Annotated in this window: 1 protein-coding gene; it reads left to right on the top strand. The window is 60.5% G+C overall.

Annotation, left to right across the window (positions count from 1 at the left end):
• Positions 1-56 precede the first annotated feature (56 nt).
• Complete coding sequence (mepK, locus tag BN1121_RS03005) at positions 57-602, top strand: peptidoglycan L,D-endopeptidase MepK (protein ID WP_005347434.1); 546 nt, start codon at positions 57-59, stop codon at positions 600-602.
• Positions 603-798: the final 196 nt, after the last annotated feature.

Raw genomic sequence — 798 nt, 5'->3', positions numbered from 1 at the left:
GGGGGGGGGGGGGGGGTAGTGTCAGACGGTTGTTTGAATCAAGGGGTGAGTGGAGCATGCTGGAAAAAGGGATGAGTCGTCGTCAACTGTTGCTGGGGACGGGCTGTTTGCTGACGGCCGCTCTGTTGCCACAGACGGCGCTGGCCAGCCGCAGCACCAGTCACCGCTCCCTCACTATCCATAACCTCAACACGGGTGAACACACAGAGGCAAGTTACTGGGAGAACGGTCGCTACCTGCAGGACGGATTGGCAGAGCTCAACCATATCTTTCGCGACTACCGCCGTAATGAGGTGTTTACCATCGATCGCAAGCTGTTCGATCAGCTCTTCCTCTTGCAGCACAAGCTGGGCCGCACGGGGCGAATCGAACTCATCTCGGGCTATCGCTCGCCCAGCACCAACAGCCGCAAGCGGCAACGCAGCCGGGGTGTGGCCAAGCGCAGCTATCACACGCTCGGTCAGGCGGTGGATGTTCGTCTCCCCGGCGTACCGCTCTCTCATCTGCGCCAGGCAGCCTTGCAACTGAAGGTGGGCGGGGTCGGTTACTACCCTGGCGACAACTTCGTTCACCTCGATACGGGTCCGGTCCGTCACTGGTGAGCCTTCCCGGCAGTGGGACTGGTATCTCGCCTCGCCGCCCCTTACTCTCCCCTACAGGATGCAACAAGGAGCCTCTTATGCGCATGACGCTGGCGCTGGGCCTGGTATTGCTGCTGGCAGGTTGCAGCAAGCTCGACAAGGCCCATTACGATCGACTGAAGCTGGGAATGAGTTATGAAGAGGTGAGCGCCGTGCT

The organism is Aeromonas diversa CDC 2478-85, assembly GCF_000819805.1.
Classification (GTDB): domain Bacteria; phylum Pseudomonadota; class Gammaproteobacteria; order Enterobacterales; family Aeromonadaceae; genus Aeromonas; species Aeromonas diversa.
Note: the sequence above shows the minus strand (reverse complement) of the source record. Positions and strands in the feature narration are given on the sequence as shown.

Coding starts and splice junctions, on each gene's coding strand:
- mepK (WP_005347434.1), top strand. CDS start 57: ATGCTGGAAAAAGGGATGAGTCGTCGTCAACTGTTGCTGGGGACGGGC.